This is a genomic window from Nonomuraea recticatena (assembly GCF_039533245.1).
GTDB classification, from domain to species: Bacteria; Actinomycetota; Actinomycetes; order Streptosporangiales; family Streptosporangiaceae; genus Nonomuraea; species Nonomuraea roseola.
Map to the genome: position 1 here is coordinate 202,232 of NZ_BAAATE010000003.1, position 16,804 is coordinate 219,035.

13 protein-coding genes are annotated in these 16,804 nt (G+C 70.0%); 7 read left to right on the forward strand and 6 right to left on the reverse strand.

Translation table 11 applies throughout. The annotated features are described in order from the left end of the window. Positions 1-88: 88 nt before the first annotated feature. The 5 genes from fdhD to ABFX50_RS07295 are packed head-to-tail and all read right to left on the reverse strand — an operon-like array spanning position 89 to position 6,373. Complete coding sequence (gene fdhD / locus ABFX50_RS07275; protein ID WP_346144377.1) at positions 89-928, reverse strand: formate dehydrogenase accessory sulfurtransferase FdhD; 840 nt, start codon at positions 926-928, stop codon at positions 89-91. Beyond that, the gene (locus ABFX50_RS07280; protein WP_379506697.1) at positions 921-1,754 is read right to left on the reverse strand and encodes a 2Fe-2S iron-sulfur cluster-binding protein; all 834 of its coding nucleotides are present in this window, start codon (positions 1,752-1,754) and stop codon (positions 921-923) included. Before ABFX50_RS07280 ends, fdhD begins: the two co-directional genes overlap by 8 nt. A 5-nt stretch (positions 1,755-1,759) precedes the next feature. Continuing rightward, positions 1,760-3,475 (reverse strand): NADH-ubiquinone oxidoreductase-F iron-sulfur binding region domain-containing protein, encoded by a 1,716-nt coding sequence (locus ABFX50_RS07285; protein WP_346144378.1) that lies wholly within the window; start codon positions 3,473-3,475, stop codon positions 1,760-1,762. After that, entirely contained in the window at positions 3,475-5,376 is a 1,902-nt protein-coding gene (locus tag ABFX50_RS07290; protein WP_346144905.1) for a molybdopterin oxidoreductase family protein, read from the reverse strand. The genes ABFX50_RS07285 and ABFX50_RS07290 overlap by 1 nt, the downstream gene beginning before the upstream one ends. Positions 5,377-5,401: 25 nt before the next feature. Next, positions 5,402-6,373: a 2-dehydropantoate 2-reductase gene (locus tag ABFX50_RS07295; RefSeq protein WP_346144380.1), complete on the reverse strand. Its 972-nt coding sequence runs from the start codon at positions 6,371-6,373 to the stop codon at positions 5,402-5,404. A gap of 348 nt (positions 6,374-6,721) precedes the next feature. Here ABFX50_RS07295 and ABFX50_RS07300 point away from each other — a divergent pair, with 348 nt between their 5' ends. The 7 genes from ABFX50_RS07300 to ABFX50_RS07330 all read left to right on the forward strand — a co-directional run bounded on the left by ABFX50_RS07300 (position 6,722) and on the right by ABFX50_RS07330 (position 16,381). Next, positions 6,722-8,176, forward strand: coding sequence for a molybdopterin molybdotransferase MoeA (locus ABFX50_RS07300; protein WP_346144381.1), 1,455 nt, complete (start codon positions 6,722-6,724; stop codon positions 8,174-8,176). A 91-nt stretch (positions 8,177-8,267) separates the two neighbouring features. Then, positions 8,268-9,932, forward strand: coding sequence for a thiamine pyrophosphate-binding protein (locus ABFX50_RS07305; protein ID WP_183657897.1), 1,665 nt, complete (start codon positions 8,268-8,270; stop codon positions 9,930-9,932). 9 nt (positions 9,933-9,941) lie between these two features. After that, positions 9,942-11,165 carry a formyl-CoA transferase gene (frc, locus tag ABFX50_RS07310; protein ID WP_346144383.1) on the forward strand — a complete coding sequence of 408 codons (1,224 nt, stop codon included), beginning with the start codon at positions 9,942-9,944 and terminating at the stop codon, positions 11,163-11,165. Then, a complete protein-coding gene (locus tag ABFX50_RS07315) occupies positions 11,165-13,279 on the forward strand; it encodes an acetate--CoA ligase family protein (RefSeq protein ID WP_346144385.1) in 2,115 nt (704 codons plus the stop codon). Before frc ends, ABFX50_RS07315 begins: the two co-directional genes overlap by 1 nt. Before the next feature lie 152 nt (positions 13,280-13,431). Beyond that, entirely contained in the window at positions 13,432-14,838 is a 1,407-nt protein-coding gene (locus ABFX50_RS07320; RefSeq protein ID WP_346144387.1) for an Nramp family divalent metal transporter, read from the forward strand. Continuing rightward, positions 14,838-15,293: a hypothetical protein gene (locus ABFX50_RS07325; protein WP_346144389.1), complete on the forward strand. Its 456-nt coding sequence runs from the start codon at positions 14,838-14,840 to the stop codon at positions 15,291-15,293. The genes ABFX50_RS07320 and ABFX50_RS07325 overlap by 1 nt, the downstream gene beginning before the upstream one ends. Then, complete coding sequence (locus ABFX50_RS07330) at positions 15,290-16,381, forward strand: TerC family protein (RefSeq protein ID WP_346144391.1); 1,092 nt, start codon at positions 15,290-15,292, stop codon at positions 16,379-16,381. Before ABFX50_RS07325 ends, ABFX50_RS07330 begins: the two co-directional genes overlap by 4 nt. Positions 16,382-16,405: 24 nt before the next feature. Here the strand turns inward: ABFX50_RS07330 and ABFX50_RS07335 are convergent, their stop codons facing one another. Then, on the reverse strand, positions 16,406-16,600 hold the full coding sequence (locus ABFX50_RS07335; RefSeq protein ID WP_346144393.1) for a hypothetical protein: 195 nt from the start codon (positions 16,598-16,600) through the stop codon (positions 16,406-16,408). Positions 16,601-16,804 lie beyond the last annotated feature (204 nt).

Consider the following 16,804-nt stretch of genomic DNA (forward strand, 5'->3'; position numbering starts at 1 on the left):
ACAAGTATGACCCAGAATGAAAATGGTTGTCAAAATCCCTCGGGATGCCGGCGGCGACAGGGGGCTCGCGCGCCGACCGGCATCCCTGTCACCCTGACGTCGCGGCCCTGGCCGAGCCGTGGCCCGAGCCCGTCAGGGTGAGCCGGTGCTCGCCGGAGTAGACGTTCATCGAGTCGCCTCTCAGGAAACCGATGAGCGTCAGCCCCTCTTCCGCCGCCAGCTCCACCGCCAGGGAGGAGGGCGCGGACACCGCGGCGAGGACGGGGATCCCGGCCATGACCGCCTTCTGCACCAGTTCGAAGGAGGCCCGCCCCGAGACCATCAGCACGGTCCCCGACAGCGGCAGGCGATCTTCGCGCAGCGCCCAGCCGACCAGCTTGTCGACGGCGTTGTGCCTGCCGACGTCCTCGCGGACGCACAACGCCTCGCCCTCGAGGCTGAACAGGCCCGCCGCGTGCAGCCCGCCCGTCCTGTCGAAGACCCGCTGGGCGGCCCTCAACCGGTCGGGCAGCTCTCTCAGCACGTGGCTGCCGATCCGCGCGGGGTCGTCGCGGGCGCTCCACCTGGCCACCGTGCGGACGGCCTCGAGCGAGGCCTTGCCGCAGACGCCGCAGGAGGAGGTGGTGGAGAAGTTGCGCGCCTCGGGGGCCTCGACGCCCGGCGCGAGCCGTACGTCGAGGACGTTGTAGGTCGCGAGGTCCGCGCAGTGGCGCATGGTCGAGATGTCCTGTGACGAGGCGAGCGTGCCCTCGCTCACCAGGAACCCCGCGGCGAGGTCGAAGTCGTCGCCCGGCGTGCGCATGGTGACGGTGAGCGCCTGGCCGCCGACCCTGATCTCCAGGGGCTCCTCGGCGGCCAGCGAGTCGCGCCTCCGGGTCGAGACGTGCGCCTTGACATGCAGTATCTGGCGTTTCTTTGTCCTAGACATAGCCGTAGCCGAAGCGTCCCTTGATGCAGAGGTTTCCGTGGGTGACCGGGTTGTCGTGCGGCGACGTGACCTTGACGATCTTGTTGTCCTGTACGTGCAGCGTGAGGTTGCAGCCCACGCCGCAGTAGCTGCAGATCGTCGTCGTGGTGGTCTGCTCCGACTCGTCCCAGGTGCCCTCGGCCCGCATGTCGAACTCGGTCTTGAACGACAGCGCCCCCGTGGGGCACACCTCGACGCAGTTGCCGCAGTAGACGCAGGCCGAGTCGGTGAGCGCCACGTCGAACTCCGTGGAGATCGTCGCGTCGAAGCCCCTGCCCGCGACGCTGATCGCGAAGCTGTTCTGCCACTGCTCGCCGCAGGCGTCCACGCACTTGTAGCAGAGGATGCACTTGCCGTAGTCGCGGACATAGAGGTCGTTGTCCACCTTGGGCGGCTGGGCGACGGTCGCGGCCTCCTCGCCGAAACGCGCCGGATCGGCGCCGTAGTCGGCCATCCACTCCTTGGCCATCGGCGTCGTCGACAGGTCTGTGGAGGAGGCCAGCAGCTCCAGCACCACCTTGCGGCTGTGCCTGGCCCTGTCGGTGTCGGTGCCGACGACCATCCCCGCCTCCGCCTTCCTGGAGCAGGCGGGCGCGAGGGTCCTCGACCCCTCGACCTCGACGACGCAGACCCTGCAGGCGTTCTTCGGGGTGAGCGTGTCGCCGTAGCAGAGGGTGGGGATGTCCTTGCCGGCCGTACGGCACGCGTCGAGGACGGTCGAACCCTCGGGCACGCGGACGGCCTCGCCGTCGACCTCCACGTCGATCAGGCGTCGGGGTGGCTGCAGAGGGATCACTTGAACGCTCCCAGGCGGTCGATGGCCGATTCGACGGCGTTCCACGCGGTCTGCCCCAGACCGCAGATCGAGGCGTCGCGCATGGTCTGGCCGACCTCGCGCAGCAGCACCAGGTCCTCGTCGCTGCGCCTCCTGCCCAGCCTGTGCAGGGCCTCCTCCTGGCGTACGGTGCCCACCCTGCAGGGCACGCACTGCCCGCACGACTCGTCGCGGAAGAACGCGGCGATCCTGACGAGGAAGGCGGGCAGGTCCACCTCCTCGTCCAGGACCATGACCACGCCCGAGCCGAGCGTCGCGCCTGCCGCCCTGGTGCCCTCGAAGCTGAGCGGGACGTCCAGGTCGGTGACGAACGAGCCGGCCGCGCCGCCGAGCAGCACCGCCTTCAGCCTGCCCGCCGGCCGCGCGAGGTCGAGCAGCTCGCGCAGCGGCGTGCCGAGCGGCAGCTCGTAGACGCCCGGCCTGCCGACGCTGCCGGAGACGCAGAACAGCTTGGTGTCCGAGCCGCCGGTCAGCAGGATCGGCAGGACGTTGACCAGGGTCTCGACGTTGTTGACGACGGTGGGCTTGCCGAACAGGCCCTTCTCCACGGGGAAGGGCGGCTTGGTGCGCGGCTCGCCCCTGTATCCCTCGATCGAGTTGAAGATCGCGGTCTCCTCGCCGCAGATGTAGGCGCCCGCGCCCTTCCTCAGCTCGATGTCGAACGCGAAGCCGTGGCCGAGGATGTCGGCGCCGAGCATGCCGCGCGCCCTGGCCGTCCTGATCGCCGTCTCGAGCGCCGCCGTGGCCCTCGGGTACTCGCCCCTGATGTAGAGGTAGCCCTTGCGGCAGCCCGTGGCGTAGGCGGCGATCGTCATGGCCTCGACCAGCGCGTACGGATCCCCCTCCATGATCACGCGGTCCTTGAAGGTGCCGGGCTCGCTCTCGTCGGCGTTGCACACCAGGTAGTGCGGCTGGTCGGGCTGGCGGGCCGTCGCGTCCCACTTGCGGCCCGTCGGGAAGGCCGCGCCGCCCCTGCCGACCAGGCCGGCCTCGGTGACCTCGCGGATCACCCCTGCGGGGCCCAGCTCGAAGGCGCGGCGCAAGGCCTGGTAGCCGCCGTCGGCCCGGTAGTCGTCGAGGCTGGCGGGGTCGACGACGCCGACCCGCCTGAGCAGGACCAGGCCCTGACCGCCTGCCTGTGGGACCGCGTCGGCGACCGGCGGCTCGGGACGCTCGACGGTGTAGGGGATGGCGTCGGCGGCCGGGCTGCCGCCGTACACCGTGGCCTTGGGCGGCAGGCCCGCTTCCAACGCGAGCGCGGCGGGGGCGCGCTCGCACAGCCCCAGACACGGGCTCGCCACGCCTTCCCCCGCGTCGCGCACGCCCTTGGCCAGGCAGGCCAGGTCGGTGCAGACGTGCAGCACCCTGGCGGGCCTCGGCTCCATGGAGAACAGCGAGTAGAAGCTCGCCACGCCGTACGCCTCGGCGGGAGGGATCGTCAGCCGCCTGCAGATGTAGGCCAGCGCGCCCTCGCTGATCCACCCGACTCTGTCGTTGACCGCGTGCAGCGCGGGCAGCAACTGGTCGCGGGCCTGCTCGGCCCGCGCTGCCGAGCGCAGGTCGGCCTCGGTGCGGTCGCCGCCCTCCCACGCGGTCACGGGCGGGCCGAGCAGCGCGTCGACCGCCGCCCTCTCCTCCGCCGTCGGCTCGGCGTCGCCGAAGTGCAGGTCCACTAGCTCACCTTCTCGATGCGTACGGCTGCCGCCTTGAACTCGGCCGTTCCCGCGATCGGGCAGGTGGCCTCGATGGTCAGGGCGTTGGTGTCGACCTCGTCGGGGAAGTGCATGGTCATGAACACCAGGCCCGGCCGCAGCGCGGGGTCGATGTGGACGGGCGCGACCACCGTGCCGCGCCTGGAGCTGATCCTGACCTCCTCGCCCCTGGCCAGGCCCAGCTGGGCCGCGTCCTCGGGGCACAGCTCGATCGTCTCGCCCCTGCGCAGCGGCGAGGCGAAGCCGGAGGACTGCACGCCGGTGTTGTAGGAGTCGAGGCGGCGGCCCGTGGTGAGCCTGAACGGGTACTCCTCGTCGAGCAGGTCCACCGGCGGCGAGTGCTCCAGCACCGCGAAGGGAGCTCGCGGCCCTGGGTCCTCCTTCCAGAGGCGGCCGTGCAGGTACGGCGGTTCGATCGCGTCCTCGGAAGGGCACGGCCACTGGATGCCCTGATGCTCCTCCAGCCGCCGGTAGGTCATGCCGGTGTGGGCGGGGGAGAGCCTCCTGAGCTCGTCCCACACCTCCTGCGCGCCGTCGTAGTGCCAGTCGTGCCCCATCCTGCGGGCGATCTCGCACATGATCCAGATGTCGTCGCGGGCCTCGCCCGGCGGGTCGAGCGCCTTGCGGACCCGCTGGACCCTGCGCTCGCTGTTGGTGAAGGTGCCCTCGCTCTCGCACCACGCGGCGCTCGCGGGCAGCACGACGTCGGCCATCTGGGCGGTCTTGGTGAGGAAGATGTCCTGGACGACCAGGTGGTCGAGCATGCTCAGGCGCTTGACGCAGGCCAGCGAGTCGGCCTCGGACTGCACCGGGTTCTCGCCGATGAGGTAGCAGGTGGTGAGCTCGCCCTCGGCCATGGCCTCGAGCATCTGGGTGAGGTTGAGTCCGTAGCGGGGCTGGATCGGCACCTGCCAGGCGTTCTCGAAGCGCTGCCTGATCTCGGGGTCGAGGATGTCCTGGAAGCCGGGGAGCCGGTTGGGGATGGCGCCCATGTCGCCGCCGCCCTGCACGTTGTTCTGGCCTCTGAGCGGGGAGAGGCCCGAGCCGTATCTGCCGACGTGGCCGGTCAGCAGCGCCAGGTTGATGAGGGCGCGCACGTTGTCGGTGGCGTTGTGGTGCTCGGTGATGCCCAGTGTCCAGCACAGCTGGGCCCTGTCGGCGCGGGCGTAGGCGTGCGCCAGCTCGCGGATGGCCTCCTTCGGCACGCCCGTCACCTGCTCGGCCACGCTGAGGGTCCAGGGCTCGACCTGCTCGGCGAACTCCTCGAACCCGGTGGTGGCCCGCCTGATGAACGTCTCGTTGTGCAGCCCCTCGTGGATGATCTCCCGAGCGATGGCGTGGGCGAGCGGGATGTCGGTGCCGACGTTCAGGCCGAGCCAGCGGTCGGCCCACTGCGCCGTGCCCGTGCGCCTGGGGTCGACCGCGAACATCCGCGCGCCCTTGTGGATGGCCTTCAGCACGTGATGGAAGAAGATGGGGTGGGCGTTGCGGGCGGCCGAACCCCACATGACGATCACATCGGTGTCCTCGACCTCCTGGTAGGAGGAGGTGCCGCCACCGCTGCCGAAGACCGCGGAAAGGCCCGCCACGCTCGGCGCGTGGCAGGTGCGGTTGCAGGAGTCCACGTTGTTCGTGCCGACGACGACGCGGGTGAACTTCTGGCCCACGTAGTTCATCTCGTTGGTCGAGCGGGCGCACGACAGCATCGCGAAGCTGTCGGGGCCGTGCCTGGCGATGTTGCGCAGGAAGCCCTGCGCCGCGGCGTCGAGGGCCTCGTCCCAGCTCGCCCTGCGCAGCACGCCGTCCTCACGAACCAGTGGATGGGTCAGGCGGTCATAGCTCATGATCCCTCCATTCTGTATACAGCCTACGGTATGTCTTTTAGCGTCAGCTCGCGAGGCTCTCGCTGAGCAGATCGCTGACGGCGTGGATGGCGCGCAGCGTCGGCACCTCGGCGCCGGTCAGGTCGGCCAGCTCGACGACGGCGGCCAGCAGCACGTCGAGCTCCAGCGGCTTGCCCTTCTCCAGGTCCTGCAGCGTGGAGGTCTTGTGCTCGCCCGCCTTCTCCGCTCCCCGCAGCCTGCGCTCGACGGACACGCCGGGATCGCAGCCGACCCTCCCGGCCACCTCGACCGTCTCGCGCATCATCGCCACCACGAGCTCCCTCGCCCCGTCGTGGCGGCAGATCCCCGCCATGGTGGCCCTGGCCAGCGCGCTGATCGGGTTGAAGGCGATGTTGCCCATCAGCTTGATCCAGACGTCCTTGCGCAGGTCCTGCTCCACGGGGCACTTCAGGCCGCCCCTGGTCATCGCCTCGCTGAAGTCGACGCAACGGGCGGTCAGCTCGCCCGAGGGCTCGCCGATGGAGAAACGGGTGCCTTCGAGGTGGCGGACGAGGCCGGGCTCCTCGATCTCGGTCGCGGCGTAGACGACGCAGCCGACGGCGCGTTCCAGCGGGAGCGCGGCGGTGACGCTCCCGCCCGGATCGACGCTCTCGATGCGATAACCCTGGTAGGGGCCCTTGAGCCCGTGGAAGTACCACCACGGGATGCCGTTCTGCGCGGCGATGAGCGTGGTGGACTCGTGCAGCAGCGGCCTGACGAGCGCCCCGGCCGCGGCGTAGGAGTTGGCCTTCAGTCCGAGGAACACGTGGTCCACCGTGCCGACCTCGCGGGGGTCGTCGGTGGCGTGGGGGTGGGCGGTGAAGTCACCCCTCGGGCTCAGCACCCGCACACCGGCCTCGCGTATCGCCCGCAGGTGCTCGCCTCTGGCGATGAGATGCACCTCGGCGCCGCCCCTGTGGAGGGCGGCGCCCACGTACGCGCCGATGGCGCCGGCGCCGAGAACAGCGACCTTCATACCGAGCTCCGTTCTCGCGTCGACAGTGCATTCAGTATACAGTATGGAAAAATTCGGGTCAATAGAGGACAGGATGACCTGCGCGGGGACCCGCATGGGAAGGTTCAGGAACCCGGGCCGAGCACCGATCCGGACACCGGGTGCCGGGCGTGCGGTCAGGGCCGATCGCGGGTAGCGGGAAGGTCCGTGGGAGAGGGCCGGTCTGGATGGCAGGCTTCCTGGAGTGAGGTTCGCCTTCCTCAGGTGAGGTTCGGCCTTCCTGAGGTGACGTGGGACGCAGGTCGCCGGGGTCCATGGATGGTGCTGGGCTCCGGCGTGGGTGGCAGGGTTCGTCGGGTGGAGTCGCGTGTGGAGACGGATGGCGGGGTTCGCAGGGTGGACAGGGCGTCGGGTGGAGACGTGACGTGGGCGGAGGCGCGCGCCATCGCGCTGCGCGCGTCGCCGTCCGCGCCGGTGGAGGAGGTGCCGCTGTCGACGGCGCGCGGCTGTCGGCTGGCCAGGCCGCTGACGGCGCTCGTCCCTGTGCCGGGAACGGACGTGTCCGCCATGGACGGCTACGCGGTCGCGGGGGAGGGGCCGTGGCGGGTGCTCGGACGGGTGCTCGCCGGCGGGCGGGCGCACGGAGAGGTGCTGAAGCCGGGGTGCGCGGTGGAGATCGCCACGGGCGCGCCGGTGCCCGAGGGGACGACGTCGGTCCTGCCGTACGAGGCCGCCCACCCCCTGGCCCCCACCCCACCCACCCACGACTCCCCGACCCTTTCGGGTGAGCGGGAGGGGGTCTGGGTCGCAGGGGTCGTGCAGGAGGGACGGCATGTGCGGCGGCGCGGTGAGGACGTCGGGCTGGGCGAGGTGGTGCTCGGCGCGGGAACGCGGGTGACCCCCGCGGTGCTGGGGCTGGCCGCGGCGCTGGGGCACGACGTGCTGGCCGTCCATAGGCGTCTTGAGGTGGCGGTGCTGGTGACGGGCGACGAGGTGATCGGCGAGGGACTGCCCGAACCCGGCAGGGTGCGCGACGCCATCGGCCCCTTCCTGCCCGGGCTGATCGCATGGGCGGGGGCGCGCGTGGGCCCACGCCTCACGATCCCGGACGGCGCGGCCCCCCTCCGTGCCGCCCTCATGCCCCATCCGCCGGCCGTCCCCGATCGCGCGACGTCCGTTCCGCCAGGTGACGGCGCCCCCGCCTCGCTCGGCGACGGTGCTCCGGGCTCGCCCGCCCAGGGTGCCCGGCGTCCGTCGGCCCAGAAGGCGGACGCCGGCCGCGTCGGGTGGGAGGGGGGCGCTGAGATCGTGGTGGTGTGCGGCGCCTCGTCCAAGGGTCCCGCCGATCACCTGCGGGCCGTTCTCGACGACCTGGGCGCCGAGGTGCTCGTCGACGGCGTCGCCGTACGGCCAGGCCACCCGCAGCTCCTGGCCAGGCTTCCCTGCGGACGCCTGGTGGTGGGCCTGCCGGGCAACCCGTTCGCCGCGCTCGCGGCGGCCCTCACGCTGCTGGTCCCGCTGCTCAAGGGCGAGCGCTACGAGTACGGCGAGCGCATGACGCTGGCCGTGACCCCCGCCCCGGCGTCGCCGACCTCGCCGTCCCATCGGAACCAGCAGCCGGTCCACGCGGCCCACCAGGCACCGCGAGGCCACCGCCACAGCAACACCCGGCTGGTGCCCGTCCGCAGGTCGGGGAAGGGGGCGGTGCCCGTGGGGCACGACAGGCCCGGCTCGCTCTGGGGTGCCGCCATGGCCGATGCGCTGGCCGTGCTGCCGCCCGGATGGGACGGCGAGCCGGTGGAGTTGCTCGAGCTGCCGGATTGAGAAGGGGCTAGACAGGCCCGTGATGGCCGGGTAAGCATGGGGCTCATACGGTATGCAGTATGGAGAAGACAGCATCCTGGAAAGGTGAACGATGTCGGAACTGATCTCGGGTGGGCACCTGGTGGCCAAGGCGCTCAAGGCGGAGGGTGTGGACGTCATCTACACGCTCTGTGGCGGCCACATCATCGACATCTACGACGGTTGCGTGGACGAGGGCATCGAGGTGATCGACGTACGCCACGAGCAGGTCGCGGCGCACGCCGCCGACGGCTACGCCAGGATCACCGGCAAGCCCGGCTGCGCTGTCGTCACGGCGGGCCCCGGCACCACCGACGCGGTGACGGGTGTGGCCAACGCCTTCCGCGCCGAGAGCCCGATGCTGCTCATCGGCGGCCAGGGCGCCCTGAGCCAGCACAAGATGGGCTCGCTGCAGGACCTCCCGCACGTCGACATGATGACCCCGATCACGAAGTTCGCCGCGACGGTGCCGAGCACCGAGCGGGTGGCCGACCTGGTGTCGATGGCCTTCCGCGAGTGCTACCACGGCGCGCCGGGCCCGTCGTTCCTGGAGATCCCGCGCGACGTGCTCGACGCCAAGGTGCCGCTGGACAAGGCGCGGATCCCGGCCAACTACCGGGCCTCGACCAAGCAGGCCGGCGACCCCGAGGCCATCGAGCGCCTCGCCGACCTGCTGGCCCACAGCGAGAAGCCGTGCATCCTGCTCGGCACCCAGGTATGGACCTGCAGGGGGACCGACGCCGCGATCGACTTCGTCCGCGCGCTCAACGTCCCCGCCTACATGAACGGCTCGGGCAGGGGCACGCTCCCGCCGGGCGACCCGCACCACTTCCAGCTCAGCCGCAGGTACGCCTTCACCGAGGCCGACCTGATCATCATCGTCGGCACGCCGTTCGACTTCAGGATGGGGTACGGCAAGCGGCTCTCGCCCACAGCCACCGTCGTCCAGATCGACCTCGACTACCGCACGGTCGGCAAGAACCGCGACATCGACCTGGGCATCGTCGGCGACGCGGGCGCCGTCCTGTCGGCCGTCACGCAGGCCGCCGGCGGACGCATCCAGAACGCCGCCGCCAGGCGCAAGGAGTGGATCGAGGAGCTGCGCACGGTCGAGACGCAGGCCTACGCCAAGCGCCTGCCCAGGCAGCACTCCGACGACCGGCCGATCGACCCCTACCGGCTCGTCCACGAGATCAACGAGTTCCTGACCGAGGACTCCATCTACATCGGCGACGGCGGCGACATCGTCACCTTCTCCGGGCAGGTGGTCCAGCCGAAGTCGCCTGGCCACTGGATGGACCCGGGCCCGCTCGGCACCCTCGGCGTCGGCGTCGCCTTCGCGATGGCCGCCAAGCAGGCCCGTCCCGACAAGGAGGTCGTCGCGCTCTTCGGCGACGGCGCCTTCAGCCTCACCGGCTGGGACTTCGAGACGATGGTCCGCTTCGACCTGCCGTTCATCGGCGTCATCGGCAACAACTCCTCGATGAACCAGATCAGGTATGGCCAGGCCGCCAAGTACGGCGTGGACCGCGGCCGCATCGGCAACACCCTCGGCGACGTCCGCTACGACGAGTTCGCCAAGCTCCTCGGCGGCCACGGCGAGGAGGTCCGCGACCCTGCCGACATCGCCCCCGCGCTCCAGCGGGCCCGCGAGTCGGGCAAGCCGTCCCTGATCAACGTGTGGGTCGATCCGGAGGTCTACGCCCCCGGCACCATGAACCAGACGATGTACAAGTAGGAGCCGTAGATGAAGGCACTGGAAGGCGTCCGAGTCCTCGACATGACCCACGTCCAGTCAGGCCCCTCGGCCACCCAGCTGCTCGGCTGGCTCGGCGCCGACGTGGTCAAGCTGGAGGCCCCGACAGGTGACATCACCAGGCAGCAGCTGCGCGACGTGCCGGACGTCGACAGCCTCTACTTCACGATGCTGAACTGCAACAAGCGCAGCATCACGCTCAACATGAAGAGCGAGCGGGGCAAGGAGCTGTTCACCGAGCTGGTGAAGAGCTCGGACATCCTGGTGGAGAACTTCGGCCCCGGCGCGGTCGACCGCATGGGCTTCACCTGGGAGCGCCTGCAGGAGCTCAACCCGCGCCTCATCTACGCCTCCATCAAGGGCTTCGGCGCGGGCCGCTACGCCAGGTTCAAGGCGTACGAGGTGATCGCCCAGGCCATGGGCGGCTCGATGAGCACCACGGGGTTCGAGGACGGCCCGCCGCTGGCCACCGGCGCCCAGATCGGCGACTCGGGCACCGGCATCCACGCGGTCGCGGGCATCCTGGCCGCCCTCTACCAGCGGGAGAACACCGGCAAGGGGCAGCGCGTCCAGGTCGCGATGCAGCACGCCGTCCTCAACCTGTGCAGGGTGAAGCTGCGCGACCAGCAGCGGCTGGCGCACGGGCCGCTGAAGGAGTACCCGAACAGGACCTTCGGCGTGGAGGTGCCGCGCTCGGGCAACGCCAGCGGCGGCGGCCAGCCCGGCTGGGCGGTGCGGTGCGCGCCGGGCGGTCCGAACGACTACATCTACGTGATCGTGCAGCCGGTCGGCTGGAAGCCGCTGTCGGCGATCATCGGCAGGCCCGAGCTGGCCGACGACCCCGAGTGGGCCACCCCCGAGGCGCGGCTGCCGAAGCTGGACAAGATGTTCCAGCTCATCGAGGAGTGGAGCAGCGCCCACGACAAGTGGACGGTGCTGGACAGGCTCAACGCCGAGAACATCCCCTGCGGTCCGATCCTGTCCACCAAGGAGCTGGTCGAGGACGACAGCCTGCGCGAGGAGGGCATCGTCGTCAGCGTCGACCATCCCGAGCGCGGCGAGTTCGTGACGGTGGGCAGCCCGCTGCAGCTGTCGGACTCGCCTGTCGAGGTGCGCACGCCCCCTCTGCTCGGCGAGCACAACCAGGAGATCTACGAAGCCTTCGGCGTCAGCGCCGACGAACTGGCCGAGCTGAAGACGAACGGAGTCATCTAGTGAGCACCACGAGGGAGATCCTGGACAAGGCGCTGGCGGAGGGCCGCACGGCGCTGACCGCCCCGGAGGGGCGGAGGATCTGCCAGGAGTACGGCATAGCGACCCCGGGCGAGGGCCTGGCCACGAGCGCCGACGAGGCCGTACGGCTGGCGGAGGAGCTGGGCTTCCCCGTCGTCATGAAGATCGTCTCACCTGACATCCTGCACAAGACCGACGCGGGCGGCGTGCTGGTGGGCCTCAAGAACGCGGAGGAGGTCGCGAGCGGCTACGAGCGAATTCTCGCGAACGCCTCTGCATACAATCCACAGGTCACCGTCGACGGAATACAGATTCAGCAGCTTGTCTCGGGCGGGCACGAGGTGATCATCGGCGCGGTCACCGACCCCACCTTCGGCAAGATCGTCGCGTTCGGCCTCGGCGGTGTCCTGGTTGAAGTGCTCAAGGACGTGACCTTCCGACTTGCTCCACTTTCGGGTGATGATGCACTCGGGATGCTGGACGACATCAGAGCGGCGGAGGTGCTGCGAGGTGCTCGCGGTGCGCGACCGGCCAGCAGACAGGCGCTGGCGACGATGATCGAGCGCGTGGGCGCCCTGGTCGGCGACTTCCCCGAGATCACCGAGGTCGACCTCAACCCCGTCTTCGCCGGGCCGGACGGGGCCGTCGCCGCCGACGTCCGCATCCTCATCGGCGAGCTGCCGCAGGAGAAGGCGCGCATCCCGAGGGAGAAGATCCTCGAGCAGATGACGCGGATCTTCAAGCCGCGCTCCGTCGCGGTGATCGGCGCCTCGGCCGAGCAGGGCAAGATCGGCAACTCGGTCATGCGCAACCTCATCAACGGCGGCTACCGGGGCCAGATCTTCCCGATCAACCCCAAGGCCACCGACATCATGGGGCTGCCGGCCTACAAGAGCGTGGCCGACGTGCCGTTCGACGTGGACGTGGCGGTGTTCGCGATCCCGGCGGCCTTCGTCCCTCCCGCGCTGGAGCAGGCGGGGGAGAAGGGCGTGGCGGGGGCCATCATGATCCCCTCCGGATTCGCGGAGACGGGCAACGTCGAGGGCCAGGCGGAGATCGTGGAGATCGCCGCCAGGCACGGGGTGCGCATGCTCGGCCCCAACATCTACGGCTACTACTACACGCCTGAGAACCTCTGCGCGACGTTCTGCACGCCGTACGACGTGAAGGGCAGCGTGGCGCTGACCTCGCAGAGCGGCGGCATCGGGATGGCCATCCTGGGCTTCAGCCGTACGACCAAGATGGGGGTCTCGGCGATCGTCGGCGTCGGCAACAAGGCCGACGTGGACGAGGACGACCTGCTGACCTTCTTCGAGCAGGACGACAACACCCGCGCCGTGGCCATGCACCTGGAGGACCTCAAGGACGGGCGCGGGTTCGTCGAGGCGGCCCGCAGGGTGGTCAGGCACAAGCCGGTCATCGTGCTCAAGGCAGGCCGTACCGCGATGGGCGCCAGGGCCGCGGGCTCGCACACCGGCGCGCTGGCCGGCGACGACAAGGTCTACGACGACATCCTGCGCCAGGCGGGCGTCGTGCGCGCGCCGGGACTGAACGACATGCTGGAGTACGCGCGCTCGCTGCCGCTGATGCCCACGCCCCAGGGCGAGAACGTCGTGATCATCACCGGCGCCGGCGGGTCCGGCGTGCTCCTCTCGGACGCCTGCGTCGACGCGGGGCTGACCCTCATGGACATCCCCGACGACCTCGACCAGGCCTTCCGCGCCTACATCCCGCCGTTCGGCGCGGCGGGCAACCCGATCGACATCACCGGAGGCGAACCGCCCTCGACCTACGAGAACACCGTCCGCCTCGGCCTGACCGACCCGCGCATCCACGCGCTGGTCCTCGGCTACTGGCACACGATCGTCACCCCGCCCATGGTCTTCGCCGAACTGATCGCCAAAGTCGTCCAGGAGGAGCGCGACAAGGGCAACGTCAAGCCTGTCGTCGCCTCGCTCGCCGGTGACACCGAGGTCGAGGAGGCCTGCGACTACCTGTTCGACCACGGTGTGGTCGCCTACCCGTACACGACGGAGAAGCCGGTCGCGGTCCTCGGTGCGAAGTACCGCTGGGCGCGCGCCGCAGGACTGCTGTAAGACGGCGGCTGGAGCCGAGCCGCTGAAGGGGGCCCATCGCACCTGCACACCCCACCCCCCAGGAGGTCCGTCAGTTGGACACGTCCGAGACACCGGTGACCACCACGCCGGTAGAAGACAAGCGAGTATGGAAAGCGGGCCGGCTCGAGCCGATGCCCATCCGCAAGCTGCCCGACGCCCCGCCCTCGGTGCACATCCTCGGTCCCACGGTGTTCCTCGTGGCGCTCGGCGTGGGCATGGGCGAGTCGTACATGTGGCCACGCCTGGTGCTGCTGTTCGGGCCCGAGATCCGCTGGCTCTTCCTGATCGGCGTCACCCTCCAGGCCGTCGTCATGCTGGAGATGGCGCGCTACGCGATGGCCACGGGGGAGAGCATCTTCTCCGGCGCCGCCCGCGTCTTCAAGCCGCTCATGTGGTTCTTCTTCACCGTCGCGATCCTCGTCTACATCTGGCCGGGACACCTCTCGGCGGGAGCGGCGGCCTTCGAGGAGATCACCGGCATACCGTGGACCGTGACCGCGGTCACGGGACTGATCCTGGTCGGGGTGGTCTTCAGCCTGGCCAAGGTCATCTACAACGTGCTGGAGAACCTGCTGTCGGTGCTCATCGGCGCGCTGGTCATCGGCACCGCGGTGATCGCGGCCATGGTCGGCTCATGGTCCGACGTCGTCAGCACGATCACCGGGATGTTCTCCATCGGCTACCTGCCTCCCGAGGCGCTGTCGGCCGCCTGGTTCCCGGTGATCGTCGGCGCCTGCGCCTTCGCGGGGCCGTCCGGGATGCAGCAGATGTGGTACACCCTGCACCTGCGCGACTCGGGGGCGGGCATGGGCGCCCACATCCCGCGCATCCGCGGCCTGCGGCACGCCGGTGAAGAGGAGGCCATGCCCTCGCGCGGCTTCATGTTCGACACCGAGGACCCCGCCGAGATGGCCAAGTGGAGGGGATGGCGGCGCTGGGTCACCTTCGACGCGCTGCTGCTGTTCTGGGGCATCACGATGCTCGTGACGATCTCGTTCACGGTCATCGCGCAGGCCGCGGCCAGGCAGAACCCCGGCGTGCGCACCGCCATCCAGGGCGACGACAGGGAGGTCGCGCTCAGCGCCATGGCCGACGCCGTCTCCTCGGCGGGCAGCTCGGTGCTCGGCGTGGTCTTCCTCGGCTTCATCGCGCTGATCGGACTCAACGCGACGCTCGGCCTGTTCGACTCCTTCTCGCGCGGCCAGGCGGACATGACCTACAACTTCGTGCCGGGCGCGAAGAAGCTGCGCATGTCACACCTGTACGCGGGCTTCCTCTGGGGAGTGATCATGTTCGGCATCCTGATCCTGCTCTTCGGACCCGCAGAAGGGCCCAGCGGGATCCTGGACACGCTGGCGTTCCTGTCGACGTTCGCGATGGGCGCGTACTGCGTGACGCTGCTGCTGGTCAACAACAGGATGCTGCCCAAGCCCATCAGGCCGAGATGGTGGTCGAACGTGATCATCGGCTTCGGCGCCTTCTTCTACCTCGGGATGCTGTTCTACAGCCTCGTCGCCTTCGGCGTGGTCGTGGGCTGATGGTCTCCCGTCACAGCCTCGAACTGGCCGTCCCAGGGCTCGCCGTCGGCGCGCTGGCCGGCGTCATGGCAGGAGGGCTGACCCTGTTCGCGGGTCAGCCCGGCGGGGCGACCTTCCTCGCGCTGCCGCTGGCTCTCTTCGGCGGCCTGTACGGCATGCTGCTCGGCCACGGACCCTTCAGGCCCGGCACCTTCGCACCCGCCGGCCTGTTATGGCTGCCGGCCTTCCCGCTGTCCAGGCTGGCCCAGGAGGGCGTCGCGGCCACCGGAGCGCTGGCGGACGGCGTGCTGCCCTTCCTGGCCTACCAGGCGATGGTGAGCCTCGGATTCGCCATCGGCTTCCTCTGGCTGCACGAGCGGCTCATGCCGTACTGGCTGCTGCGGGTGCGCGCGCGGGGACACAACCCGCGCGCTGACCGACTGCTCGCCCACTACGTGAGGAGTGCCTCGGCGTGAACCTGCCTCCCTGGATCTGGCTGGCCACGATCACGGGGTTCATGCTCGTGCTGGCCGTCGACTTCTACCTGGTCGCCCGCAACCCGCGCGAGCCCTCGTTCAAGGAGTGCGTCGGCTGGGTGACGTTCTACGTGGCCCTCGCGGGGGTCTTCGGCGCCGGGCTGCTGCTGGTGTCGGGGCCCGCGCACGGCGGGGAGTTCTTCGCCGGCTGGATCACCGAGTACTCCCTCAGCGTCGACAACCTCTTCGTCTTCCTGCTGATCATGAGCCGGTTCCGCGTGCCGATGCGCTACCGCCAGAAGGTCCTGCTGGTCGGCATCGTGCTGGCGCTGCTCATGCGCGGCGTCTTCATCGCCCTGGGCGCGGAGGCGGTGGCCCGCTTCGACTGGCTCTTCTACGTCTTCGGCGCGTTCCTCGTCTACACCGCGTGGAAACTCATCTCCTCCTCCTCCGAGGAGTCGGACGAGTTCTCCGAGAACGCGGTGATCAGGGCGACGCGGCGGCTGCTGCCGACGACCTCCGCCTATCACGGGGCGTCCCTGACCGTACGGGTGGACGGCCGGCGCATGGTGACCCCGATGCTGATCGTCATGGTCGCCATCGGGACCACGGACCTGCTGTTCGCCCTCGACTCCATCCCCGCGATCTTCGGACTGACGAAGGAGCCCTACCTGGTCTTCACCGCCAACGCGTTCGCGCTGATGGGCCTCAGGCAGCTGTTCTTCCTGATCGGAGGGTTGCTGGACCGGCTGGTCTACCTCAGCAAGGGACTGTCGGTCGTGCTGGCCTTCATCGGGGTCAAGCTGGTGCTCGAGGCCATGCACCACGACGGGGTGTCGTGGGCGCCCGAGATCCCGATCGTGGTGTCGCTGGGGGTCATCGTCTCGACGCTGGCGGTGACGACGGTGGCGAGCCTCGTGAAGTCGTCCAGGTCAGCGAGGTCGCCCTCGTCGAGCTCTTCGGCGGGGTCGTCCTCGGTCGGGTCGTCTTCGGCCGCGTCGCCTTCCGCGGAGTCGGCTACCGCCGGCTCGTCCGAGGGTTCGCGCGGTTCTGCATCGTCCGCCTCGTCGGAGGGCGAGCGGCGCTGACCTTCGTGCCCGCGGGTGGGGCTTTCAGGCCCCGCCCGCGGCCTTGTCGTGCGCCGTCCTGCCGCTCTGGGCGTCGGAGGCCCATTCGCGCAGGTACCGGTCGGCCTCGTCGGCCGAGTAGTGCTGCCTGGTCGCCAGGCCCACGGCAAGGCCGAGCATGCGCCCGTCGCCGGAGTGGCCGATGGGATCGCCAAGGAGAAAGCGGGCAATCGCCTTCATCTGTCATCACCTCTCTTCCAGGATCTACCCCTGGTGTTTCCGGAAAACGGCGCCGGGTGAACTCCACGTCAACGCCGCAGCTGAGCTCGCGTCTCTCGCGCGGACGCCGTGCTCATGCCGCCCCCGGAGCCGCTGTCGCAGTCCCCGATGCGTCCGCTGGTGGTGCCTGCGGGTCACACGTCCGGACGGCATGGCCGCCGCCAT

Bases quoted from the DNA above. Each gene is read 5' to 3' on its own strand.
- fdhD (WP_346144377.1), bottom strand. From the start codon at position 928: ATGTCTAGGACAAAGAAACGCCAGATACTGCATGTCAAGGCGCACGTC.
- ABFX50_RS07295 (WP_346144380.1), bottom strand. From the start codon at position 6,373: ATGAAGGTCGCTGTTCTCGGCGCCGGCGCCATCGGCGCGTACGTGGGC.
- ABFX50_RS07305 (WP_183657897.1), top strand. From the start codon at position 8,268: ATGTCGGAACTGATCTCGGGTGGGCACCTGGTGGCCAAGGCGCTCAAG.
- frc (WP_346144383.1), top strand. From the start codon at position 9,942: ATGAAGGCACTGGAAGGCGTCCGAGTCCTCGACATGACCCACGTCCAG.
- ABFX50_RS07320 (WP_346144387.1), top strand. From the start codon at position 13,432: ATGCCCATCCGCAAGCTGCCCGACGCCCCGCCCTCGGTGCACATCCTC.
- ABFX50_RS07325 (WP_346144389.1), top strand. From the start codon at position 14,838: ATGGTCTCCCGTCACAGCCTCGAACTGGCCGTCCCAGGGCTCGCCGTC.
- ABFX50_RS07335 (WP_346144393.1), bottom strand. From the start codon at position 16,600: ATGAAGGCGATTGCCCGCTTTCTCCTTGGCGATCCCATCGGCCACTCC.